This window comes from Pseudomonas sp. Pmew2 (assembly GCF_058129885.1).
This window is the reverse complement of record NZ_CM176702.1, coordinates 3,117,585-3,142,778: the sequence shown is the minus strand read 5'-3', so window position 1 is coordinate 3,142,778 and position 25,194 is coordinate 3,117,585. Positions and strand designations below refer to the sequence as shown.

Genomic DNA, 25,194 nt, shown 5'->3' with positions numbered 1-25,194 from the left:
CTCCGCGTGGGCATGCCGTTATGGACGCTCTGCGTCCTCTCTATAGCGCCCTCACCCGTTCCAGCAGTACCTGTAGTGGATGCTGCACCACTTTGCCATCCTGGCGCTTGACCTGGCTGCGGCATGAGTAGCCATCGGCGACCAGTCGACCTTCACCGCCATGCCGGGCCACCAGCGGCTGCCAGGACTGACGATAGATGGTGTCGCTGGTTTTCGCGTTTCGGGTTTCATGCCCATAAGTGCCGGACATGCCACAGCAACCGCTGGCCAGCACATCAAGCCTGAGCCCGGCGCGAGCGAAGGCTTTCTGCCAAAGGCCGACACTGGCGGGCTCGTTGGTCTTTTCAGTGCAATGCGGCAGGAAGTAATACGTCTCACCTGACGGAGCGTCACACTGCTCCTCAAGCGCAGAAGCCAGCCATTCCTGCGGCAGCATGACGGTCGGTACGCTCTCGCTGCCCAGCGTCTTGCTGTACTCCTGGCGATAGACCAGGGTCATGGCCGGGTCCAGACCGATCAGCGGAATGCCATACCCTGCCAGCTTGACAAGCGACTGGCTGTTGAAACTGGCAGCCTTCTCGAACGCGGCCAGAAAACCCTGCACGTGCAGCGGCTTGCCGTTGGGTGCGAACGGTGCGAGATAAACCTGATAACCCATGCGCGAGATCAGCTCCAGCCAGTCTGCTGCCAGCGGGGTTTCAAAGTATCGGGTGAACGCATCCTGAACCAGCACCACCGTACGTTTGCGCTCCTGCTCGCTCAACGCGGCCAGACGCTGCGGCGTGGCAATGCCGACATTCCAGCGGGCGCAGGCCGCGCGAAAGTCCATCAGGCTGAGCAATGGGCTGTCGACCATACCGGCGACATGCTCAAGCAGGTAACGCACCGGTTTTGCGCCCATGATCGCGTTATACAGCTTCGGAAAGCGCGCCAGGTGCGGAGTGCTGAACTCCAGCGAGCCAATCAGGTAATCCTTGATCGGGCGCAGGTAGCGGCTGTGGTACAGCTCCAGAAAACGCGAACGGAACTCAGGCACGTTGACCTTGACCGGGCACTGCCCCGCGCAGGACTTGCAGGCCAGACAACCGGCCATGGCATCGTAGACTTCATGAGAGAAATCCTTCTGCCCTGCTACTCTGGCCACGCTGTTGACAGTTCGCTCGGCAAGACTTTTCAGCACATTGGCATTCCGCGCCCTGGCGCTGGCGGTCAGGACGTCGACATCCTGCTCGCCTTGCAGACGCAGCCATTCCCGGACCAGCGAAGCGCGGCCCTTGGGTGAGTGAATGCGGTCACGCGTGGCTTTCCATGACGGACACATGGCATCGTCGGTGTCGTAGTTGTAACAGGCACCGTTGCCATTACAGTGCAGCGCGCTGTCGTAGCTCTGCCAGACCCGTTCATCGATAGTGCGATCCAGATCACCGCGCAACGTCACTTCATCCACCAGCGTCAAGCGTGATTCCGGCACCGTCGCAGGCGTGGCGATCTTGCCGGGGTTCAGCTGGTTGAACGGGTCGCAGGCAGCCTTAAGGGCCTGCAATGCGGGATACAACTCGCCGAAATATTCAGGCACGTATTGCGAACGCAGGCCCTTGCCATGTTCGCCCCACAGCAGCCCGCCGTAGCGCTTGGTCAGCGCGGCGACGGCGTCGGATATTGGCCGAATCAACGCAGCCTGCGCAGGGTCTTTCATGTCCAGAATCGGTCGTACGTGCAGCACGCCTGCATCAACATGGCCAAACATGCCGTATTGCAGGCCGTAGCTGTCCAGCAGCGCACGAAACTCCTGAATGTAATCGGCAAGGTTTTCCGGTGGCACAGCCGTGTCTTCAACAAACGGCTGCGGCCGCGCTTCACCCTTGACGTTGCCGAGCAGCCCTACCGAACGCTTGCGCATGGCGTAGACGCGGTTTACCGCAGCGCTGCCAGTTGCCAGGGTATGACCTAGGCGCACCACCGAGGTGTCTTTTTGCAGGTGAGCGACGAATGCATGGACGCGCTGTTCCACTTCGTCCAGCTCATCACCACTGAACTCGATCAGGTTGATGCCCAGAGTCGGCGTGGCCGGGTCCTGCGGGAAATACTCGGCCACGCCGTGCCAGACGATATCCTGCATGGCCAGCATCAGCACTTTGGAGTCCACGGTCTCGATGGACAGCGGCTTGTGCGCCATCAACGCCTTGGCATCCCGCAGAGCGTCCATGAAACCGGCATAACGAACGTTGACCAGAATCGAATGTTTGGGGATTGGCAGGACGTTGAGTCGGGCCTCGACGATAAAACCCAGCGACCCCTCGGAACCGCAAAGCACGCTGTTGAGGTTGAAACGCCCGTCTTCCTCACGCAGGTGCGCCAGATCGTAACCGGTCAGGCAACGGTTGAGCGGCGGAAAAACGTCCTTGATCAATTGCGCCTGCGTATCGGCGATCTGCTGCGCACAGCGATACACATCGCCAGCACGGTCAACACGCGCTTGCTCGCTGGCCAGCTGCTCAGCGCTGAATGACTGACTGTTGACGTAGGAACCACCGAGCAGCACGGTCGTCAGTTCCAGCACATGGTCACGGGTCTTGCCGTAGGTGCAACTGCCCTGCCCGCTGGCGTCGGTGTTGATCATGCCGCCAATCGTGGCGCGGTTGGAGGTCGACAGTTCCGGCGCGAAAAACAGCCCGTGCGGCTTCAGCGCTGCGTTGAGCTGGTCCTTGACCACGCCGGTCTGCACCCGCACCCAGCGTTTCTCGACGTTGATTTCAAGGATATTGTTCATGTGCCGCGACAGGTCGACCACCACGCCGTCGGTCAACGACTGCCCATTGGTCCCTGTGCCACCACCACGCGGGGTCAGCACCACCTGCTTGTACTCGGGCCGCGCTGCCAGGCGGGCGACAATTGCCACATCGTGGCTGTCCATCGGGAACACCGCAGCCTGCGGCAGGCGCTGATAGATGGAGTTGTCAGTGGCCAGCACAGTACGCGAGCCGAGGTCCCTGGCTATTTCGCCGCGAAAGCCGCCCTCCACCAGGGCATTGAGGAAACGGTCATAGTGACCGACCTGCTCGGAGGTCGGTTTCAACAGCGCAATCATGGTGGTCTTCCTGGCTGGCTAGGCGTTTTATATGCAAAGCACGTATGCTTCGAAACGCTCGTATGCATGGCGTTATCAACGGTTATCGTGATTCTCCGGCGTGTCATGCTTCAGTGCAAACGTAAAAGATGCCGTTTTTCCATGAGTTTTATGAATGAACACCAGAAGACTGACGCCCTCCATGTCTTTGTTGCTCGCTTTCGAGGCGGCCGCGCGGCATGGCAGCTTCACCAAAGCCGCAGACGAACTGGCCTTGACCCAGAGCGCCGTCAGCCGCCAGGTGCAGGCGCTGGAAGCCCAACTGGAAGTCGAGCTGTTCAAGCGTGATGGCAGACGTATCGAACTGACCACTGCCGGTGCCTTGTACCAGCATGAGCTGGCCGCGGCGCTGGGCCGTATTCGCAGTGCAACCCTGCAAACCATTGCGCACAAGGCAGAAGGCGGCACGCTGCACCTGGCCGTGCTGCCCACCTTCGGCTCCAAATGGCTGCTGCCGCGGATGAATGATTTTTACACCCGGCATCCGGGCTATGTGGTGCACATCCACTCACGCATCGTGCATGCCGACCTGACGCCGGCAGCCAGCGAAATGAACGCGATCATCTGTGCGGGTAACGGCAACTGGCCCGGTTACATCGCCCACCCGCTGGTCAGCGAAAAACTGGTGGTCATTGCCAGCCCTGCTGCGCTTGTCGGCTACCAGACGATCACCCCGGCGCAGGTGGCCCAGCATTCGTTGCTGAGCGTGGTATCGCGGCCCAATGCCTGGTCGGACTGGTTCGACAGTAATCGGCTGGACCACCACATCATGCGCCCCGGCCCGAGTTTCGAACTGACCTCGCACCTGATCCAGGCTGTGGCGGCGGGCATCGGTATCGCACTGGTACCGCGCATTCTGGTGCAGGACGAAATCAACAGCGGCGAACTGGTCACCCTGTTCGAGCCGCTGGACAGCGGGCGCAATTACTACCTGGCGTACGCGACGCGCTTTCAGAACCTGCCATCGCTGTGCGTGTTCAGGGATTGGCTGCTATCGACACCGTTTCCCGACCCTTTGTAAAACCTGCCCGCAACAGGAGCCGCCGTGCGTATCGAGCCCCTTCCACCCTTGCAGAACCTGATCGCCTTCGAAGCCGCCGTTCGGCACGCTAGTTTTACCCGTGCCGCCAGCGAACTGAACCTCACCCAGAGCGCGATCAGCCGTCAGGTCGCGCAACTGGAGGAATTTCTCGGCCGCGCGCTGTTTCGTCGCGAGCACAAGCGCATTCATCTGACGGTCGCCGGGCAGATTTACGCCGAGCAGATCCAGCGCGTGCTGACCCTGTGTGCAGAGGCCACGGCACAAGTCATTACCCATAGCGGCGAACAACAACTGACGCTGGCGTGTTCCAGCGGCGTGGCCGCACTGTGGCTGGGCCCTTTGCTGGGACGCTATCGCGATGCCTTCCCCGCCGTGGATATCCGCCTGCGAGTGGTTGACGGGCTGGACTCGCTGATTCGCGCGGAATTCGATCTGGCGCTGTATTTCCTGCGCGAAACATCACCGACGGGCCTCGACAGTCGTTTGCTGTTCGCCGAATCGGTAAATGCCTACTGCTCGCCAGACTACCTGAACGGCCAACTGCTGGAACCTGCACAGTTGCTGGACCACTGCCTGCTGATGCTGGAAGACGGGCAACGTCAGTGGCTGTCCTGGGGAGACTGGTTCGGCCGTCAGGGCGTTGATGCGTCGCTGATCCGCAAGCGCATGACCGTCAACCTGTATCCGGTGCTGGTCGACCTGGCTGTCGCCGGGCACGGCATCGTGCTTGGCTGGCAGCCAATGATTGACCGCCATGTGCAATCCGGTGCACTGGTACCAGCCTGCAAGAAAAGCGTCGGCGCGGTAGGCGGCTATTACTTGCTGACACCCAGCGGTAAAACGCCCCGGCGCGCTGCGCGTGCGTTCGAGAAATGGCTGACAGATGAGATAACCACACTAGCGCCCCGCCTCTGACGCTTGCATGCACATAATGCATGCAAACCTGCGCAATGAGCGTTTTCTTAAAATCGGCCCAGCACCTACTCTCGACTGAAACGGGCAAAAAGACCTGACTCAGCCGCACTTACATCAACCCTGCCCCTTAATCAATGCAGCCACTGCAGGGGCTTCCCTGCGCGCATCGCATGCAGGAGCTTATCCAGTGAGCACATTACGATCCTCTGCTTCACGCACCCATGAACAAAAGACACGCCGCGCGGTGACCGCTACGGTGATCGGCAATGGCCTGGAATGGTTTGACTTCACGGTCTACAGCTTCTTCTCGGTGATCATTGCCAAAGTGTTCTTCCCCACCGGCAGCGAGCTGACCTCTTACCTGTTGGCGCTGGCGACCTTTGGGGTCGGCTTCTTCATGCGTCCGGTGGGCGGCATTGTTCTGGGCATCTACAGTGACAAGCGCGGGCGCAAGGCGGCTTTATCCCTGACCATCCTGCTGATGGCGCTGGGGACGCTGATCATCGGATTGACGCCCAGCTTCGCGCAAATTGGCTATCTGGCACCGCTGCTGATTGTTCTGGCGCGACTGCTGCAAGGGTTCTCTGCCGGTGGCGAGATGGGCAGTGCCACCGCATTCCTGACCGAGCATGCTCCGCCCGGCAAGAAAGCCTTCTACTCCAGCTGGATTCAGGCCAGCATCGGCGTTGCAGTGCTGCTCGGCTCTGCGCTGGGTGCCATTCTGTCCAGTTACCTTACCCAGGCGCAGCTGGAAAGCTGGGGCTGGAGGGTGCCATTTCTTATTGGCACACTGATCGGGCCGGTCGGCTTCTATATTCGCAGCCGGGTGGATGAGACGCCTGCCTACAAGGCCGCAAAACCAGTCGAGTCGCCTCTGCGCGAAGTCATCAAGACCTACCCGCGCCAGACCCTGATCAGCTTTTCGCTGGTCGTGCTGTGGACCGTCTGCACCTATGCCATCCTGTTTTACATCCCCTCCTACGCCCAGCGCTTGCTCGGCCTGCCGTCATGGATGGGCTTCAGCGCCGGCATGATGGGTGGTGCAGTACTGATCGTCGCCACACCGATTGTCGGCGCCCTGGCAGACCGTAGCGGGCATCGCCCATGGTTGTTGGGCTCGGCAATTGCCATCTTCTTCAGCGCCTACCCGATGTTCCTGTTCATCAACCAGATGCCGGGACTGTTTTCGCTGCTGGTCTTTGAGCTGGTACTCGGCCTGCTGATTTCCGGTTACATCGGTTCGATCCTTGCAGCCTTTGGCGAATTACTGCCCACCCACGTGCTGTCCACCGGGCTTTCGGTGGCCTACAACTTTGCCGTCACCATTTTCGGCGGCTTTGCCACCTTCACCATCACCTGGCTGATTGCCTCGACCGGCAGCAACCTGGCACCCGCTTTCTACATCATGTTCGCGGCCGTCGTCAGCGGCATTGGTGCGCTGCTGTATCGCGACCGTGCGCCTGCTGCCCATCGTCCCCTGTCTGGAGCTTTCCAATGAGTAGTGCTGATCCTACACGCCTGATCCTGCGCAACGGCCGTCTGCTGGACCTGCAAAAAGGGCAATTGATTTCCGGCCAGGAAGTCGTGATCGAGGGTGAGCGCATTATCGACGTGCGTGCCGAAGGCGAGCCTGCCGCGGTTGGCGCTCAGATTATCGATCTGGGCGGCAGAACCCTGATGCCCGGCCTGATCGACTGCCATGTGCATGTGCTGGCTTCCAACGCCAACCTGGGCATGAATGCCCTGCAACCCAACGCAATCATCATGTACCGCGCATTACCGATTCTGGCTGCGATGCTCAACCGCGGTTTTACCACTGTTCGTGATGCTGGGGGTGCCGACTGGGCGCTGGCGCGTTCGATCCAGATGGGGCTGATTCCCGGGCCAAGGATCTTCGCTTCGGGCAAAGCACTGTCGCAGACCGGCGGCCATGGCGACATGCGCGCACGGGGCGAATTGCTGCTCAACGAGCCTTGCTCGTGCTGCTTTCGGGCCGGGGCCATCGCCCGCGTAGTGGACGGCGTCGATAACGTGCGTCTGGCCGTGCGCGAAGAGCTGCAACAGGGCGCCAACCAGATCAAGATCATGGCTTCGGGCGGCGTCTCGTCACCAACCGATCCGATTGCCAACACCCAATACAGCGAAGCTGAAATCCGCGCCATCGTTGACGAAGCCGCCGCTGCGAATACCTACGTGATGGCCCATGCCTATACCGCACGAGCGATTCGGCGCGCCATAGAATGCGGCGTAAGAACCATCGAGCACGGCAACCTGGTGGATGCCGACACCGCCCGACTGATGGCCGAAAAAGGCGCATTTGCGGTGCCGACTCAGGTCACCTATGAAATGCTTGCCGAATACGGCGAGCGCTTCGGCCTGCCAGCGGACTCGGTGGCCAAAATCGAGGATGTGCGCCAGGCCGGCCGCAACGCCCTGCTGCTGTTCGCCGAAGCGGGCGTACCGATGGGCTATGGCTCGGATTTACTGGGGGAAATGCACGAGTACCAGACCCACGAACTGAAGATTCGCGCCGAACTGCTCGGTAATCTGGCGGCGTTACGCAGTGCAACAAGTGTTGCGGCGCAGATACTCCAGCGCGAGGGTGAACTGGGTTGCATCAGCGCCGGTGCGATAGCCGATCTGCTGGTGGTGGATGGCGACCCGCTGAGCGATATCGGTTGTCTGGTCGGTCAGGGCGAGCATCTGGCGATGATTGTTCAGGGCGGTCACGTGCGTAAGAACACCCTAGTCTGACCGGGCGTCAGTGAGCGTTGTGGTCCCAGATCCAGCTCCATGCGCCGGGTAGCCTTACAGGCTGCCCCGCGTCCTTGACCGTGCGCGCCAGGGCAGCGCGCTGCAACTGCGCGCTGTCATCGTAGAACGGCTTGTCGGCAAGTCGCACGCCGGTCTGATGGGCACTGTCGACCAGTATCTGCAGGTACTCCCGCGCATGCCGCGCGGTGTAGCGGTTCAGGTCGTGAAAGGTCACCACCACCGGAATCACCCCGTCCACCGCAGGCAGCTCTCCGGCGGCAATGCGCTCGCGCACCTGCGAGAGCTGACTGACCATGTTGGAACGGCGGCGCAGGCTGAAGTTATAGCCCCAGATCTTGCCGTCATTGGCGCTCAGGTCAGTCAGTAATACATGCAGGTCGTGACGCTGGTAGGCGCTGAACGTGCGCTTGTCGTAGTTCCAGAACGGCGGGCGCAACAACGTGGTCGGCACGCCGGTAATCGAGGCGATGATGGCGCAGCCTTGGGTCAGGGACTGCTCCAGCTCCTCATCGGTCAACGAACGATGATTGGTGTGGTGCGGCGTGGCGGTATGAAAGCCGAGCAAATGCCCCTCTTCATGCTGACGATGCATGATCGCCCGCCCCTGATCACTATTCCCTGCGCCTGTGGCGCCGGTCTGCACGAAGAACACGGCCTTGATGTTCGGCTGCAACGGATTGTCGGCCAGGCTGTCGAGTACGGTGATACTGGGGTTGTAAAAAGTCGTCGCACTGGGGCCGTCATCAAAGCTCAGCAGGAACCGCACTGGTGGCTGTTGCTGCAACTGTTCGGCAGTTTTTGGCGTCAGAGGGACTGGCGCGCTGATGCAGGCCGACAGGCTCGCGGCGATGGCCAATGCGCAAAGGGCCTTGAGGGCTGACTTGATCAATGTACGGGATCCTGTGGCCGGGCTGCTGAAGCCGCTTGGGAAGCGCACGCATGATCATCCACAGGCGCGGCAAACACAATCACTGCGGCGCGCAGTTTATCGGTGCCGAAACAACTCATGCGGTTGAAATCGGCATGGCTTACCGGCATATGCTGGCAGTCGATGGCCTGGCGATGCAGGCTGTGATCAATATCAGGATCGTGCAGGTAGACAAAATCGCTGTCGCAATCGGTGACCATCACCCAGTGCGGTGCCTTGGAGCGTGTCAGGCGATAGCTGCTGATCAGCACCAGCGGCTTGCCGCCCTCGGCCAGTACGCGAGGCAGGTTCAATGAGCGGTTGGGCAGCGTCTCTACACCGCAGGTTCGCAGCTCATGACAGAACTGCTCGTGAACCAGGCGAATCACCTGTTTCTTGTTGTCGCTGCGCACGCCGCCCAGAAACAGCGGGCCTGCCACCGACACCAGCAACTTCACGGCGAAGCCCCGTCGCCGGGCAGCCAGCGCCAGCCCTTGAGGGCTGCATCCACCGTGGCCGGAGGTCATGAACACCGTGGTCGCCTCGCGCCAGATCTGCAGTTCTTCGGCGCGATCCATCAAACGCGCAGGTTGCAGAGCCTTCATCGCCATCAACAGGCAGGCCGGGCCACAGGTGAATTCCAGAGTCTGCTGGTAGTAAGGCACTGAACGACTGTCCAGCCGGGCATGCTCGACGATGCGCTTCTCGTAACGCAGCGCCGGCGCATGGTCCTGGTAATAGTCGTCGACCTGAGCGAAGCGCCGGTAACCGTTGCGTTCGTACAGCCCGATAGCCGCGTGGTTATCACGGCGCACCTCAAGGCGCAGGTAAGCGCAGTCGCGGCCCACGGCCTTCTGCTCGGCACGTTGCAACAACTGCTTGCCCAGCCCCTTGCCCCGCGCCGCATCGGCAATCGCCAGCGAATACAAACGCCCCAGCGAGGTGCCCCGATGAAACAGCACCAGCGCATAGCCGGTGAGCTTTCCGACCTGCTCGGCGACGATCAGGCTGGCATTGGCGCGGCGAATCATCCAGTGAAAGCTGCGCGCGGTCAGGCGGTCGCCGTCAAAGCACTGGTTCTCCAAGAGCAGCAATTCGTCGACATCGGTTTCAACTGCATCGCGAAATATAAAGTCCATCTGCACCGCCGTAAAAGTTGTGTAACGAAACGGGACATTTCAAAAAGCACATGCTTAATAGAAAGGACTTGTTTCCCATCGGATCGATTACACATGTCAGCGGCACAGGTGAAGATGAACGAAGTATCTGCGCAACTTGCGCTTTCAGCAACAACCCGACGAGCAGACCCCACAACACTCTTTGCAGCGCAGAGGCAACTGGTGATTATTGTCGAACGGCTCGAAGACTGGGCATCGTACTTCCCCAGCGAAGACTTGATCAGCGCCCAGGATTATCTGGAAAAGCCGCTGAAAGCCACGGCAGGCAAGCGTGTGCAAGTCATCAACCTGTGCCGCAGCTACAAATACCTGGGCCACGGTTATTACTGTTCCCTGCTGGCCGAAGCACGCCAGCACAATGTCATTCCCTCGGTAAAGACCATCAGCGAATTGACCCGCAAGTCACTCTACGGCCTGGCACTCGATGACCTGGACAAGTTGCTGGAAACCGCACTTCAGGATCACCCCTATGACGACACCGAAGGGTTTACCCTGACACTTACTTCGGCCAGACCACACTTGAGCCGTTGAAGGATCTCGCCCGTCAATTGTTTGAAGTCTTCCCCTGCCCGATCCTGATGGTGGAGTTTCGCAAGCGCGACAATTGGCACATTGCCGGTATCAAGGCCGGTGCTTTGCCGCGCCTGCGCGATGATCAGCAGGATGAGTTCGCCATGGCGCTGGAAGGCTTCAGCCGCAACGTCTGGCGCCAGCCCAGCTCCCGGCGCATGGCCCGCTATGACCTGGCGATCCTGCATGACCCGCAGGAACAGCTGCCACCGTCCAACACCGAGGCGCTGGCCAATTTCATCCGCGTCGGTCAGCGCCTGGGCATCGATGTCGAGCTGATTGAAAAGAAAGACTACGCCCGACTGGCCGAGTACGACGCGCTGCTGATTCGCGAAACCACCAGCGTTGACAACCACACCTACCGCTTTGCCAAGAAGGCCGAGAGCGAGGGGCTGGTGGTAATGGATGACTCCACCTCGATCCTGCGTTGCACCAACAAGGTTTACCTGACTGACCTGCTAAAAAGCCACGATCTGGGCATGCCGCGAACGGAAATCCTCTACAAGGATCGCCCTGAAGAACTGCAGCACGTGGCCACACGCCTGGGTTTCCCGCTGGTATTGAAGATTCCCGATGGCTGTTTTTCCAGAGGCGTGATCAAAGTCAGTACGCCCGAGGAAATGCATACGGCGACAGCCCAATTGTTCGAGCATTCGGTGTTGTTGCTGGCTCAGGAGTTTTTCTACACCGAGTACGACTGGCGCATTGGCATTCTCAACCGCAAACCGATATTCGCCTGCCAGTACTTCATGTCCAAAGGGCATTGGCAGATCTACAACCACAAGGCAATCGGTGCCGAGGTCATTGGCGAATGCCGTACCCTGGCGGTGCACGAAGCGCCGCGCGCCGTGGTCGAACTGGCGCTCAAGACTGCCAACCTGATTGGTGACGGGTTGTATGGCGTGGACCTGAAACAGTCAGGCGATCAAGTGGTGGTGATTGAGGTCAACGACAACCCGAATCTGGACGCCGGCATCAAAGACGCTTATCTGCAGAATGATCTGTACAGCCTGGTGCTGGAAGAATTCGTCCGCCGTCTTGAGCTCAAGCGCCTCGGCCAGGCATGGTGAAACGATGATTCAGGGCCTGAAACTCGACAACAACCAGTTGCTGGCATGTGACCCGCAAAAGGCTCAGGTGCTGTGGTTCAGCAAACCCGATGCCGGGGAACGCAGATTATTGCTGGAGCGATTTCACCTTGATGAGCATGCCGTTGCCTCGGCACTCGACCCCGACGAAATTTCGCGCATCGAGTTTCACCCTGATGCGTTGTTCGTCATCTGGAAACGTCCCGAGAACTATTCGGGCAAGGACAGCTTCTCGTTCGACGTTTCGTCCTTTGGCGTGCTGTTGAGCCGGGACCAGCTGGTGCTGATCTGCGATGACGAGCAACCCTTGAGCGCGCTGGGGGCTCACCGCCCGTTGGACCAGCCGCTGGATATCCTTCTGGAGCTGCTGTTCAACAATATTCATCACTATCTGGGCCATTTGAAAGTCATCAAGATGGTCGCCCGGGAATTGCAGCAGAAATTCAACTCTTCCCTGGAAAACCGCCATTTGCTGCAGATGTTCAACCTCAGCGAAAGTCTGGTGTATTACATCAATGCCATCCACAGCAACGGTGCGGTCCTGACGCGTCTGCGCAACCATGCGCAAGGCCGGCAATACGCAGCCGACAGCCTGGCGCTGATCGACGACATGATCATCGAGAACGACCAGTGCTACAAACAGGCGGAGATCTATTCCACGGTGTTCGCCGGGTTGATGGATGCACGCGGAAATCTGGTCAATAACAGCACCAACACCCTGCTGCGCAAACTGACGCTAATCAATGTGGTGTTTCTGCCCCTGAACCTGATTGCCGGGATCGGCGGCATGTCGGAATTCAGCATGATGACCGCCCCCCTGCACTGGTGGGTGGCCTACCCGGCACTGCTTCTGGCCATGCTCGGGCTGGGGGCGGTGATGGTCTGGGGGCTGCGCAAGATGGCTCGCGCAGCCTGAGCGGTTATTTTTCCCATTCAGCCTTGGCAATCTGCAAGCCATGCTGACCGTTATAAGCTGCACGTTCGGGAGACTGCCAACCCTCCAGCAACGCAGCGTCGAGATCGTAGATTTCGACGCCCAGCGGACGGCAAACGCTTAACGGGTCCTGCGCGTCAGGCCCCCACATCGGCAGTGACAGGTCTCCCCCCGGACAGGTCGACAAGGCGCACAGCAGGTCGATTTCAGCAAAGAACTCCAGGTAATCGCCCTTTTGCGCCGGACAGGCTTTCATGAAGTACATGTCGTCATGGTTCAGGCCGGTGCACTGGAAGATATTCAACACGTCATGCACATCGAATTCGGTCAGCCCGTGCGGCAACACTGCGCGGGTCAGGTTCGAATGGCAGTGATGATGAAAGTCTTCGCCGGTCAGCATCTTGTTGACGTAGGGATCACAGCGCGTGCCGAGCAAATCGTGCAGGCGGCCACCATGCTCGTCGATCCCGTAGCTGGCCAGGCTGTCATCGGTGATGGTGACCAGCGGCCGTAAAAACGGCAGGTTCGACCACAGCCGGTCATGGGTGCTGACATGCGCGCCCTGCAACTGACGCGTGCGCGCCGCCCACAGGCGCTCCCGAGGGTCGTTGGCGTTCCACAGATTGAAATCGCCCACCTGCGGGCCAAACGGTGTGGTGACACGAAACACCTGACCGGCCTTGACCTTCCAGGCCCGCCCGGTACGAATCGGTACTTCGAACTGTTCGACGAGGGTGCGTTGCTGCGCATTCGTGCGGATGCGCTCATAAAAGGCAGTGTCCACTTGCAGCGCCGCGCCTTTGCTGACCTGGTAAGCGGCTGGATAGTCTTTGTACATACAGGGCTTCTCGTTGGCAGGATGAAAGTGTTCAACACTGCAAATTGCGGGCCTAATGCCTTTTTTGAAGGTGATGGGCTTGGCCAATCTATTTTCCGAGTGCCCCTAATTGTTGGATGCCGTTAAACGTGCCAAATCCAGCACAACCACGGCGACTCTCCCACTACATGCGGAGCTGCTCTCGCCAGCAAGCATATCTCTGAGCTCATCAGGAGTCGTAGGCGACAGCTTTTCCCTCCCGGGGCTGCGCAAGGATTTATTCTTCATTTCCTGCGCCCCAAACCAAAGTATCAGATATATTCCAAAACTATCAGCACGCCAGTCCCTGGTATAAAGCGTATCAAGCTGCTGGTCAGCGCTTTTCCAGAGTTGAGCGTGCCACTGCCCCTTTACCTCAATCGGTAAACGAAGTGCGCCAGCCGAACAGGTTATATCGACCTCTTTATCGTTAGCCACATGAGTTTCAGGATCATATGAAATATCTGACGATCCTTGACGTAGTATGCCTAAAAGATGGTCGCGACAACGCTCTTCTGCGTAAGGATTTCCGCTATCATCATAAAAACCCCGCCAAGACTCGGCATCATCGCTTTTGATTTTTGCCTGCGCTATTAAAAGCTCTTCAATAACAATGGCTTGTAGATCCGGCATGCATGCTGGGAGGTTATCATGCATGATAGCGGCAATAGCATCCAAGGTTGGCGGCCTATACAAGCTTTCTACAATTTTTCTCGCCTGCTCCGCCACAACAGACTTAATCAATTCAGAGTAGCCATCCGTGCTAGCATCCCTTATACCCGCTAACGCACTCACGCCTTCTTCGTTGCAATAGTTACCTATTCGAGAAATTTGATTAGAAATAAAACTGCTTGCATCCCATGCATTTGAGTTACCTGACGTCGTACCGCTCGGGCGCCCAACCATAGGCCATGATGAGCGGAACGTTTCTACAATCCATTCACGTTGCCCCGCTGTAAGCGGTGAGATACTAACGTCGTTACTGCTTCGATCGCCGACCCTATCTCGTATATACCAAAAAAGCTCAGGAAGAATCTGCTGCGTCTTGAGATAGATTGCAGTGCTAGAGAAGTCCACTATTAGCCCAATAGCAATCCAATTAAGGCGACGCTCTTCGCTCGCCAAAATCAAACGCTGCCCAAGTAAATCTCTTAAAATTTCAAGTCGACTCGAACGAATCAGCCTTTCAATCAGCTCTATTTCTATACCGCTTACTAAATTTGTAAATCGCTGAAGCCATTCGCCAGCAAACACTGTACTCATTTCCAAGTCTAAGGGGTCGCGCATAAGCCTATACAATCCTTCAACGTGTTGATTGCACTCATGCAACTGTGGCTCATAAAACATTCTCATAGCCTCATTCCATATGCCGCGATCCCGAACGGCAGTCTCGACATACCTAAATAGCTCCGGAACTCCTGCATGGTGATCCACGCGACTATGAAGAAGCTGGAATAATCCAGCCATCAGGCGTTCGTTAGATAAGTCTTCTACACCTATCTTTTTTCTATACCTTTCTGCGAGAGCAGCAATAAGAATATAACCAGCCCCAGAGAATCGGCCGTTAGCATGACTATGCGCAATCTGTTGTGCAGTGGGCTCTGGAGAGGCAAGCATAAGAAAAGCTTCAAACCCTTCATGGACAGACTCGGCAATATCATCCCCCAACCATCGACTTACTCGCTCGTGAGCAGGAGCGTCCTCAATATCGTTATAGAGGTTAAGATAGGCTTGGGCAGGTGCCACGAGTTCCTCTGAAGAACCACGGCGCATTTTGTTGATGCGTGCAGCAAAGTAATTTCGATGCCCAGCATGCGCCGCTAAGCGCTTAGCCTCTCGTTGACGATCGTCCTCTATCTGCTGGATTTGCCATTCAGGCATAATGGGTTCTGCCAGATTTTTTATCCAGCTCATTTCTTCTAAGCTATGTGCTGCGAAAGGAATTGCAAGAGCACGAACCTGCACGCCATTCTGAGAGTCATGCGCAATGAGCTGAATAATATCCCGCCAACGCCTGTCGCTTTTGTCCAACGGATCAAGAAACCCCAACAAGATAATGAGGTCGGATTCGGAAACTCTGAAACCGCCTGAACGCTCGTATAATTTACAAGCTTGCTGATAGGAACCACGATCACCAGCCAGTTACAATATCACTAAGCGCTGTACTGCTTGTCGAAAACAATCGTTAACCAAGAGAAACTCATTAAGTTTCTGCCGCGACTCATATCCATATCCAGCACCACTTCGAAACGGCTCTATCCAACGCCAAAGCAACTTTGGATCAGTATTGCCAAAAACAATTCGGCGAGCCACCAAGTGATATACGAAGTCAGTTAGCACATCATTACCTGGACGCTCATAATACTTACCCATTGAGACCGCTAAAACCGCCAAGTTTTCAAGCACACTTTCCAAACTAGACTCTGGAAGATTTTTTTCCAGAGACATTAGAACACCAACGGTACAACTGCCACTTTTAGCGAAAGTAACAACAAGCTCAGCTATCAAACAACCGTCTATCCATTCGTAACCAATGTCATCAATCAACTCAATAGCCAAACGAACCGACAGCTCATCTTCGAAGCTGCGTAATAACGATAAAATCCCAGGCCAAGATAATGCACACTCTAAATCAACAAGTATTTCTCCCGCAACTTTCCTGCATGCAAAATCGGCTACAGGATCCAAAAAGAGCTTTTTTAAGTCATCCTTTAGCGCCGCTGCAATATTACTATCCTGCACTGCCTCCAACATTAGCAATCGAAGACCAAAGGGTGTTTCAGGGGAAACTATCAGTCGCCTAATCTCCTCTATAAGCACTGGAAATCCAAGGCCGTGCATTGCGTAATGGCGCCAATCTCGAAATCTGGGGTTCTCCATTGCTAATTTTTCTAAAGATTTAATTAGGCATTTTGCTTGATCAACTGTTAGCCCGCTTACATCTCCGTATTCAATCAAACCCATTGGATCTGCAGCAATCACATCTTTGGCCAAAGCTGGATCAAGTGCAAGCCATGCATGAATCCCTCGAAGGCTGGAGGGCACGAGCCCATTTACTTGCAACAACGAAAGAAGACGCCTGCGTTTAGTATGTGTATTAGCCTGTTTAGCCAGCCATTGGGCTCCTAAGTATTCTCCCACCCTGCGGTGAAGATAAGAAAATCGATCAGCCCCCTCGGCTTTGAATAGCCTAGTACCAAGAATCTCTTTTAGTACATCCCCACCCGGCAAGAGTGAGACGTCTGCAAGTTGTAGCTCGCCTTCAGAAGCACTTGCTTCAGAAAGTCGAACGATGGCTTCGCTACCGGTCAAAATCAGGCACGCGAACGCAGCACCTGCGCCGTTTAGGCTGGCATCTCTAGGTAGCTGATTTTGGGCATTGGAGTTCCGATGCTCAATTCGTAAAATCTCAATTGCTTGCTTGAATAGTTCGCCAGTCGTCTCAGGAAGTTTTTTCGAACTAGCAATACGGGCAATCAACTCAAGGATTTGCGGATTACCAAGCAATCCTTCTAAGTGACGAAAATTAAAATGCTCAATTATCGACTGAGCGGCTTCTAGACCCACCGAAGCGCTTAAAAACCTTTCAGAGTCATCTTTATCAAAAGCATTCAAGTGCATTTCCAATGTGGTCTTGGGGTATTGTTCTTGAATGGCTTCTAGACTTGTAGCGCCCCACCAATCTGCCACCCGACAAGAAAGAATAAAGCGAGGGTATTCGAGCTCTCCTAATCGACGCAAAACAAGGTCAACAGCGTCGCCGTCTCTCTGGCTGCTTACCTCATCTAATGCGTCAATCACGATGGTCTGAGCGGTGCCCAAAATCGTTTGAGGATCACGGCGGTTGATGAGTTGCCGGGCAGTGCAAAACGCATATCCGGGATGATCGGCAAGCCACTTAAGTAGATGAGACTTCCCCATGCCAGCCTCGCCAAGGATGACTACCGGCTCTTCTTTTGCCAGGACGTCAGCTTGAGATATATGGGTTCGACCATCTGAGGACTCGTACCAAAGGGTACGCATTACGCTCGGAAGCACTTCCATATTTTCGCGTTCGCTCATGTGGTACTGTAACCTTAATAGGGTCAACCCGGATTAGCAGAGATTAAATGAAGGATGTCATAAACCACCATCATCAAGCGATAACCAACAATATGACTTTCACTGAAAATCCCGACTGCGCACATCCAGTCCGGTCAACAGCGGCGTCAGGTCATACAGCCGCTGGGCGATCAGGTGCCGTACGCCGCTTTTTGATTCCAGGCGCCCGAATACCTGCAGCAGTTGCGAGCCCACCAGCACCTTGCGCTGACGTTCGGCCAGGTCGCGCCAGACCACGATGTTGACCATGCCGAATTCGTCTTCCAGCGTCACGAAGGTCACGCCACTGGCGGTGCCCGGCCGTTGACGGCCAATGACCAGCCCCGCCACGCTGAGGGTCCGGTCGTTTTCCAGGTGTAACAAGTCTTGTGAGCTGCGAAAGCGCTTGGCAGCCAGTTGCCGGCGCAGCAAGGCCAGCGGGTGTGGGCCCAGGGTGGTGCCCAGCGTTGTGTAGTCGGCCACCAGGTCTTCGGCCACAGTCGGCAGTGGCAAGATCACTTGGGTTTCTTCGCTGGGCAGGTCGTCGAACAGCGGGCGCTGGGCCTCAACCCCGGCGACTTCCCAGCGCGCCCGGTGCCGATGGCCGATCAGGCCGCCCAAGGCACCGGAATCCGCCAGTGCTTCGGCGGCGCGCGAGTCCAGTTCGGCGCGCAACGTCAGGTCCGTGGCATCGACAAACGGGCGTTTCGCGCGCGCGACTTCGATGCGCAAGGCATCTTCCTCACGAAAGCCACGGACCATGCGCAGCCCGAGGCGAATCGCCAGATTGCGTGTGCGGTCGGGATGATCGAGCGGCTCCAGCGAACAATCCCAGTCGCTGTAGCGCACATCCACCGGGCGGATTTCAATGTGGTGGCGACGTGCGTCCTGCAGCAGTTGATCCGGGCTATAGAACCCCATCGGCCAGCTGTTGATCAGTGCGCAGGTGAACGCTGCCGGTTCATGGCACTTAAGCCAGCAACTGGCGTAGGTCAGCAAGGCGAAACTGGCGGCATGGGACTCGGGGAAACCATAACTGCCAAAGCCCTTGATCTGTTCGAAAATCCGGTCGGCAAAATCCGCTTCGTAGCCGTTTTTCAGCATGCCCGTACGCAGCCGTTCGCGATGCGGCTCCAGCCCGCTGTGACGTTTCCATGCGGCCATCGCGCGGCGCAACTCGTCCGCTTCGCCCGGGGTGTAGTCGGCAGCGATGATCGCCACTTCCATGACCTGCTCCTGGAACAGCGGCACGCCCAGGGTGCGCTCAAAGACGCTTTTTAGTTTAGGCGGATAGGTAATGGCTTCCTCTTTATTACGCCGACGCAGATATGGGTGAACCATGTCGCCCTGGATCGGCCCGGGCCGGACGATGGCGACTTCGATGACCAAGTCGTAGAATTTTTCCGGCCTCAGGCGCGGCAGCATGGCCATCTGCGCACGCGACTCGATCTGGAACACGCCGATGGTGTCGGCGCGGCTGATCATTTCGTAGGTTTTCCGGTCGTCTCCCGGCAGGTCTGCGAGGGTCCAGCGCTTGCCCCGGTGCAGATGCACCAGATCGAACGTGCGGCGCAAAGCGCTGAGCATGCCCAGTGCAAGTATGTCGACTTTCAACAGGCCGACCAGGTCCAGGTCGTCCTTGTCCCACTGAATGATCGTGCGGTCGGCCATCGCGGCGTTCTCGACAGGCACCAGCGTCTCCAGCGGATGCTCGGAAATCACGAAGCCGCCCGGATGTTGCGACAAATGCCGAGGAAAGCCGATCAGCTCGCCGGTGAGTGCCAGCACACGCTTGAGGATTGGCATGTCGGCATCGAAGCCGTATTCGCGCAGGCGTTCGGGCGACGGCAGCGAATCGCTCCAGCGGCTGAAGGCATCGGCCAGGGCGTTGATCTGGTCAGGCGGCAAACCCAGCACCTTGGCCACATCACGCACTGCGCCCGAGCCGTGATGCGTGCTGGCCACCGCCGTCAGCGCCGCCCTGCCCCGACCATAACGCCTGAATATGTACTGAATGACTTCTTCGCGGCGGTCGTGCTCGAAATCCACGTCGATGTCCGGTGGCTCGTTGCGCTCTTTGGAGATGAAGCGCTCGAACAGCAGGTTGCTCTTTTCCGGGTTCAGCTCGGTGATCCCCAGCGCATAACACACTGCCGAGTTGGCCGCCGAGCCACGTCCCTGGCAAAGGATATGCTGGCTGCGGGCAAACTCGACGATGTCATGCACGGTCAGAAAGTAGCTGTCGAACTTCTTTTCCGTGATCAGGGCCAGTTCCTTCTCGACCTGCGCGCGGGTGGCTGGCGTCAGCCCGTTCGGCCAGCGTTTGCGGGCACCGCGCTCGGTCAGTTCACGCAGCCACGACGTGGGTGTCTGGCCTTTGGGGACCAGCTCGTGCGGGTATTCATATTTCAATTGTTTGAGATCAAACGTGCAGCGCCGGGCAATACGCACCGATTCGGCCAGCAGCCAGTCCGGGTAATGCTCGGCAAGCGCATCCAGTGGCCGTAAATGACGCTCGCCGTTGGCAAACAACAGGTGCCCTGCTTCGGCCACGGTCGTGTGATGGCGAATGGCAGTCATGGTGTCCTGCAGGGCACGCCGACCGCGCGCGTGCATGTGCACATCACCGCTGGCAACTGCCGGGATACCCAACGATTGCGCCAGCGCCAGCAAGTCGGCCAGACGCTGCTCGTCATCCGCGCCGCGATGTAACTCCACGCCGAGCCAGAGGCGCTCGGCAAAGCGCTCACGCAACCAGCGTCCATGCGCCAGGCAGGCTTGCGCGTCGCCTTCGATGTCCGGCAGCCAGATGGCCAGCAACCCGTCCGGAGACGGCTCGAAATCTTCACGCAACAACCGGTACTCACCTTTCCTGGCTCTGCGGCGTGCCACCGTGATCAATTTGCACAACGCCTCATAACCTGTCTGGCTTTTCACCAGCAGCACGGCTTTCGGCCCGTTCTCGATGTGCATTTCGCTGCCGATGATCAACGGCAGGCCGGTGCTGATGGACGCCTGCCACGCACGTACGATACCGGCCAGCGTGCACTCGTCAGTGATGGCCAGCGCCTGATAGCCGTGGCGCGAGGCTCGTTCGAACAGCTCACGGGCGCTTGAGGCGCCGCGCTGAAAACTGAAGTTGGACAGGCAATGCAGCTCGGCGTATTCGCTGGTCATGCGAACCAGCCATGCAGCAGCAGTTCACCCTGCTCGCCCACGCTGCGATAGGCCCAGGCGCGCTGGCCGCTGGAGGTTTCGACCAGATAGTAGTCGCGACGTACATCGCCGCCGTCCCACCAGCCTGATTCGATTCGCTCGGGCCCCGCCACGATGCGCGTGGCATGAAGTGGCAGCGGCTGGGGTTCTCGCAGCAACCAGCCCGGGCGCATACAAGCTTTGGCCGGCAAGACCGGTTTGCTTGTGCTGTGTGGTTGCCAGGCACATTCAGGACGGTGATCGGCCTGGGCGCGCAAGCCATTCACAGACTCGTCACCCAGTCGCGCACGCAGGCGCTCGCGCAGTTGCTCCCAAGGCAGGGTCTGCTGCACGCGCTCATCGAACAACTGGCGGTGCGCCGGGACAAAATCCGGCAAATCCTGCGCCAGCAAGCGCACGGCACGTACCGGCGACGCCACCAGCACTTGTTCCAGCCTGCCGCGGGCCAGTTCGAACAGCATCGACGCATCGCGCTCGGCGCTCAGCAGTCCGACTGGCACCACAGTCTCCGGACCTTCAACGTGCTCCAGATGCAGGGAAAATCGCTGCACACCGCTGTCGCGTCCGGCCAGGAACAAAGCCAGATCGGCGATCAGCCGCTTGAGCGGAAACAACAGGGCCTGATGCGACTCGACGTCGAAATTCAGCTCGATGCGTACATCGAAGAAGTCCGGCGGTGTGTAGCACTCCAGTGCCACCGGTCGTTCGCCAAGCAATGTATCGAGATGCTGCAGCACGCTGGCCGGGAACCGCCGCGCCAGTGTATCGCGCGGCAGGGCCAGCACCTGCCGCACAGAGCGCAGCCCCATGCGTGTCAGGGCTGTGGCGGTTTCACGGCTCAGACCGATACGTTCCAGCGGCATATGCTCCAGGCTGCGGCGCAACGCCTGCGGGCAATCAATGCTCAGCCCGTCATGCATGTTGGCCAGCATGCGTGCGGCTATCGGGTTGGGCGCGACCACGATGCGATGCCGGAAGCCCTGCGCGGTCAACTCTTCACGCAAGCGTGCCTCGAACACCGGCCATGGGCCGAACAGCTTGAGGCTGGACTCGATTTCCATCAGCAGCACTCGAGGGTACTTGAGGCTGACATTGGAGCTGAAACCGTATGCCCAGGCCGCGAGCAGTTGCTGCAAGCGCTCGATGTCGGCTGGGTCATGCTCGACCATGGAGAAGTTCGACACCAGCGCCTGAGCGGCCGTCAGTGACTGCCCGGCTTTCAAACCCAGCGCACGCGCCGCCGGATTGACGGCTTGCAACACGCGACGTTGAGCACTGCCGCTGATCAGCGCCAGAGGCTCATCGGGATCGTTACGACGACGCATGACGCCGTCGAGCGCCAGTTGCGGCAGCAAGACACAGGCCCAGAGCATAAGAACCTCAAACGTCGGTCGAAAATGGAATGGGGAAAGGCGGCGCAAGCCCGCCACGGCACTTGAGCACCCGCAATTGTGCAGGACGGGTATCGATAGCGATGCGCAGGGCCGCCGGTGACGGGTTGGCGGCGGCCTGCTGCGGGCGGCAGGCAAACGCCAGGGTCTGCCCGGTTTCGGCAGCGACCTGCAAACGTCGCAGCGCACGGTCATCGACCATGCCGGGCCAGCACACGACCGCGCCACAGCTGCCGGAGCGCAGGCATTGTTCGGCAGCCCATAGGGCATCGCGGGGACCGGCCTCGCTGACGACCAGTTGGCGCAGATCGACCCCGGCGGCCAGCCAGGCTTGCGGGTACGGAATGTAGGGCGGTGCAACCAGCACAATGCGCTCACCGATCGCGGACAACCTTGCCAGACTTGGCCACAGCAGACGCAATTCCCCACTGCCATTGGCCGGGATGAGAATTTCAGTCAGGGCGGCAGCAGGCCAGCCGCCAGTGGGCAAGGCGCTGTCCAGCAATGCATGGCCACTGGGGTGCGGGCTGACCTGCGGCGCGCTCTGCTGACGGCCTTTCCAGACCCTGCGCTCATCCAGCAAAGCGTCAAGGCTGACCACCGCGCCCATCATTCGCGCCGGACCAGCCCGCAGAACACGCCTTCGATGGCGAAGTCCTGATCAGGCGTGACAATGATCGGTTCGTAGGCCGGGTTGCGCGGCAACAGGCGCACCTGATAGGCACTGCGTTGCAGGCGCTTGATGGTGACTTCGCCGTCCAGGCGGGCAACGACGATCTGCCCGTCACTGGCCTGCGGGTTACGGTGCACGCCGACCAGATCGCCATCGAGAATACCGTCTTCGATCATCGAGTCGCCCTGCACGCGCAGTAGGTAGTCCGGCACACGGGTAAACGTGCTGCGATCCAGATGCAATGTGGTGTGAATATCGAGATCCGGCCCGATAGGTACGCCCGCTGCTACGCGCCCCAACACCGGAATTTCGAGCAATTCGGGCCGCGGCTCACTGTTGAGCAGGCGAATACCCCGGGCCTGGTGCGCTACGACCTCGATCAGACCGGCTTCTGTGAGGGCCACAATGTGCTTGCGCGCCACGCTGCGTGAAGCAAAACCGAAAGCCTCGGAGATTTCCGCCAGGCTCGGCGATTGCCCTTGCTGCGCGATGCGATCGCGGATGAAGGTAAGGATTGCGCTGCGACGGGGAGATAATGTGTTCATGGAGTACATTTGTACTCCACTCGTGATTTTGTGACTAGTACGGTTTGTCGGATTGACGCCGCACGCTCTTGCGCTTCGTGGACGTTAATTATTCGGATTTTCACAACAGTGAAATAAGAAACTCCCGGTTTATTGCGCCAACTAAAGCGTAGAGACTTGACGGCTATTTCAACGATCAGGAGAGTTCATTGTGATCACTCGCCAACTGGGTCACCACGGTCCGCAGGTTTCTGCCATCGGACTGGGCTGCATGGGAATGTCGGACTTCTACACCACCGGCATCGACGAAAAGGAATCCATCGCCACCTTGCACCGCGCGCTGGAACTGGGTGTCACTTTTTTTGATACCGCTGACATGTATGGCCCGCACACCAACGAGACGTTGCTCGGCCGGGCTCTTGAAGGCAAGCGTGAAGGTATTTACCTGGCCAGCAAGTTCGGCATCGTGCGTGGCGATGACCCGCATGCGCGTGGCGTGAATGGCAGCCCGGCGTACATTCACCAGTCCATCGATGCCAGCCTGAAACGGCTGAATACCGATTATCTTGATCTCTACTATCAGCACCGTGTCGACCCCAATGTGCCCATCGAGGACACCATCGGTGCCATGGCCGAGCTGGTCAAGGCTGGCAAGGTTCGCCATATAGGTATCTGCGAAGCCAGCGCAGCGACCATCGAAAGAGCCCACAACGTGCATCCGCTGGCGGCCGTGCAAAGTGAATATTCGTTATGGTCACGCGATCCGGAGCACGACAATGTGCTCGCCACTTGCCGTCGCCTGGGTATTGCTTTCGTGGCTTACAGCCCGCTGGGCCGTGGTTTTCTGACTGGCGCATTGCGCACCCCGGACGATTTCGCTGCCGATGACTACCGTCGTTTCAGCCCGCGCTTTCAGGGCGAAAACTTCAATCGCAATCTGGCGCTGGTAGAAAAGGTCAAGGCACTGGCTGCGGCCAAAGGCGTCAGCGCGTCGCAACTGGCGCTGGCCTGGGTACTTGCTCAAGGCGACGACATCATTCCGATCCCGGGCACCAAACAGCGCAAGTACCTGGAAAGCAACGTGGCAGCGGCTTCATTGACACTGAGTACCGATGAGCTGGCTCAACTGGATGCGATCTTCCCGGCGCAAGGGGCCGTGTCGGGCGAGCGTTACAGCCCGGAGTCGATGAAGTCGCTCAACGGCTGAAAACGTTTGCGGTTCGAGATCAGGTCGCCTCAGGGCAGGTCTCGGTGCCGTTGTTTAGGCCCTGTTTTTGATTCTTGTAATCGAGCGTGGCCTTGCCATCGACCCATTTCAGGGTGACGACAATCACTGAGTCGAAATCATCGTTCGTCCAGTCATCAAGCAGGTTAGTGCTCTTGCCGGACGCTTCTTCAGCAACCTTGTTGATCAGCTCCGGCAGGTAGCCATGCGACCAGGCGGTGTAGATAACTGCGTTGTGGTACTTGTCCCGCATCAGCTCATCGGCCAGGTCTGCGGTGTCGTTGGCACCAAAGTCGAGGTTGACGGGCAGACCCAGTTTGATTGCGCTGGGCCCTACCGTCATCAGCGGACGCACGTAGTTGTAGGACAGGTCGCCCTCACCCTCTTCCACGTGTCGGCTGGGGTTGGCGGCGAAGATAAAGTCAGCTTTGCCGAATTCCCTGGGCAAGACCTCCGACAGTTCGATGGCCCGGTTGAGCCCTTGGCAGTTCAGTTGCCCCAGCCCCATGGCCGGTTTTTCGGCATGACGAAGAAATACCAGTGTCTGCGTGCCGTTCTTGGGCTCGGCATGAACCCCCTTGCCCATGGTGAACAGGGCCAGGGCAGAAGCCACCAGCAAGGAGGGGAAGAAGCACCATGCGATGCGGCGCTGGAGTCGGGTGATCGAAGGCATTTTCGGCATATTCATTATTT

At 58.3% G+C, this 25,194-nt stretch carries 17 protein-coding genes and 1 pseudogene; 7 read left to right on the top strand and 11 right to left on the bottom strand.

Translation table 11 applies throughout. The features are described from left to right. Positions 1 to 40: 40 nt before the first annotated feature. Entirely contained in the window at positions 41 to 3,088 is a 3,048-nt protein-coding gene (gene ydiJ, locus AC4ANK_RS14255) for a D-2-hydroxyglutarate dehydrogenase YdiJ (protein ID WP_002553727.1), read from the bottom strand. Positions 3,089 to 3,242: 154 nt separating this feature from the next. On the opposite strand from ydiJ, the gene AC4ANK_RS14250 reads away from it, so the two are divergent. From AC4ANK_RS14250 to AC4ANK_RS14235, 4 genes are all read left to right on the top strand, one after another. After that, entirely contained in the window at positions 3,243 to 4,148 is a 906-nt protein-coding gene (locus AC4ANK_RS14250; RefSeq protein ID WP_002553726.1) for a LysR substrate-binding domain-containing protein, read from the top strand. A 24-nt stretch (positions 4,149 to 4,172) separates the two neighbouring features. Further along, a complete protein-coding gene (locus tag AC4ANK_RS14245; RefSeq protein ID WP_002553725.1) occupies positions 4,173 to 5,084 on the top strand; it encodes a LysR substrate-binding domain-containing protein in 912 nt (303 codons plus the stop codon). Positions 5,085 to 5,271: 187 nt separating this feature from the next. Further along, a complete protein-coding gene (locus tag AC4ANK_RS14240; protein WP_002553724.1) occupies positions 5,272 to 6,582 on the top strand; it encodes an MFS transporter in 1,311 nt (436 codons plus the stop codon). After that, entirely contained in the window at positions 6,579 to 7,838 is a 1,260-nt protein-coding gene (locus AC4ANK_RS14235; protein ID WP_002553723.1) for a metal-dependent hydrolase family protein, read from the top strand. The genes AC4ANK_RS14240 and AC4ANK_RS14235 overlap by 4 nt, the downstream gene beginning before the upstream one ends. Before the next feature lie 7 nt (positions 7,839 to 7,845). Here AC4ANK_RS14235 and AC4ANK_RS14230 read toward each other — a convergent pair whose 3' ends face one another. Next, the gene (locus AC4ANK_RS14230) at positions 7,846 to 8,748 is read right to left on the bottom strand and encodes a polysaccharide deacetylase family protein (protein WP_002553722.1); all 903 of its coding nucleotides are present in this window, start codon (positions 8,746 to 8,748) and stop codon (positions 7,846 to 7,848) included. Next, the gene (locus tag AC4ANK_RS14225; RefSeq protein WP_002553721.1) at positions 8,745 to 9,905 is read right to left on the bottom strand and encodes a peptidase C39 family protein; all 1,161 of its coding nucleotides are present in this window, start codon (positions 9,903 to 9,905) and stop codon (positions 8,745 to 8,747) included. The genes AC4ANK_RS14230 and AC4ANK_RS14225 overlap by 4 nt, the downstream gene beginning before the upstream one ends. Before the next feature lie 93 nt (positions 9,906 to 9,998). Here AC4ANK_RS14225 and AC4ANK_RS14220 point away from each other — a divergent pair. Both AC4ANK_RS14220 and AC4ANK_RS14215 read left to right on the top strand, forming a co-directional pair. Further along, positions 9,999 to 11,584 (top strand): annotated as a pseudogene (locus tag AC4ANK_RS14220) (RimK family ATP-grasp domain-containing protein). A gap of 4 nt (positions 11,585 to 11,588) precedes the next feature. Next, positions 11,589 to 12,518 carry a magnesium transporter CorA family protein gene (locus AC4ANK_RS14215; protein WP_002553719.1) on the top strand — a complete coding sequence of 310 codons (930 nt, stop codon included), beginning with the start codon at positions 11,589 to 11,591 and terminating at the stop codon, positions 12,516 to 12,518. Between the two features lie 4 nt (positions 12,519 to 12,522). Here the strand turns inward: AC4ANK_RS14215 and AC4ANK_RS14210 are convergent, their stop codons facing one another. The 7 genes from AC4ANK_RS14210 to lexA all read right to left on the bottom strand — a co-directional run bounded on the left by AC4ANK_RS14210 (position 12,523) and on the right by lexA (position 23,306). Next, on the bottom strand, positions 12,523 to 13,374 hold the full coding sequence (locus AC4ANK_RS14210; protein ID WP_002553718.1) for an urea carboxylase-associated family protein: 852 nt from the start codon (positions 13,372 to 13,374) through the stop codon (positions 12,523 to 12,525). A gap of 105 nt (positions 13,375 to 13,479) precedes the next feature. Next, positions 13,480 to 15,441, bottom strand: a complete 1,962-nt coding sequence (locus tag AC4ANK_RS14205) for a hypothetical protein (protein WP_489980873.1) — start codon at positions 15,439 to 15,441, stop codon at positions 13,480 to 13,482. Between the two features lie 93 nt (positions 15,442 to 15,534). After that, the gene (locus AC4ANK_RS14200) at positions 15,535 to 17,454 is read right to left on the bottom strand and encodes an NACHT domain-containing protein (protein WP_460382704.1); all 1,920 of its coding nucleotides are present in this window, start codon (positions 17,452 to 17,454) and stop codon (positions 15,535 to 15,537) included. A 99-nt stretch (positions 17,455 to 17,553) separates the two neighbouring features. Beyond that, positions 17,554 to 20,649, bottom strand: a complete 3,096-nt coding sequence (locus AC4ANK_RS14195; protein ID WP_460382706.1) for an error-prone DNA polymerase — start codon at positions 20,647 to 20,649, stop codon at positions 17,554 to 17,556. Further along, positions 20,646 to 22,061 (bottom strand): Y-family DNA polymerase, encoded by a 1,416-nt coding sequence (locus AC4ANK_RS14190; protein WP_010215271.1) that lies wholly within the window; start codon positions 22,059 to 22,061, stop codon positions 20,646 to 20,648. The genes AC4ANK_RS14195 and AC4ANK_RS14190 overlap by 4 nt, the downstream gene beginning before the upstream one ends. Positions 22,062 to 22,068: 7 nt before the next feature. Continuing rightward, positions 22,069 to 22,689, bottom strand: coding sequence for a translesion DNA synthesis-associated protein ImuA (imuA, locus tag AC4ANK_RS14185; protein WP_032074412.1), 621 nt, complete (start codon positions 22,687 to 22,689; stop codon positions 22,069 to 22,071). Beyond that, positions 22,689 to 23,306, bottom strand: a complete 618-nt coding sequence (gene lexA, locus AC4ANK_RS14180) for a transcriptional repressor LexA (protein WP_031594792.1) — start codon at positions 23,304 to 23,306, stop codon at positions 22,689 to 22,691. The genes imuA and lexA overlap by 1 nt, the downstream gene beginning before the upstream one ends. A gap of 181 nt (positions 23,307 to 23,487) precedes the next feature. Here lexA and AC4ANK_RS14175 point away from each other — a divergent pair, with 181 nt between their 5' ends. Next, positions 23,488 to 24,483, top strand: a complete 996-nt coding sequence (locus tag AC4ANK_RS14175; protein ID WP_031594791.1) for an aldo/keto reductase — start codon at positions 23,488 to 23,490, stop codon at positions 24,481 to 24,483. 19 nt (positions 24,484 to 24,502) lie between these two features. Here AC4ANK_RS14175 and AC4ANK_RS14170 read toward each other — a convergent pair whose 3' ends face one another. Further along, positions 24,503 to 25,189 (bottom strand): hypothetical protein, encoded by a 687-nt coding sequence (locus tag AC4ANK_RS14170; RefSeq protein WP_002553713.1) that lies wholly within the window; start codon positions 25,187 to 25,189, stop codon positions 24,503 to 24,505. Positions 25,190 to 25,194: the final 5 nt, after the last annotated feature.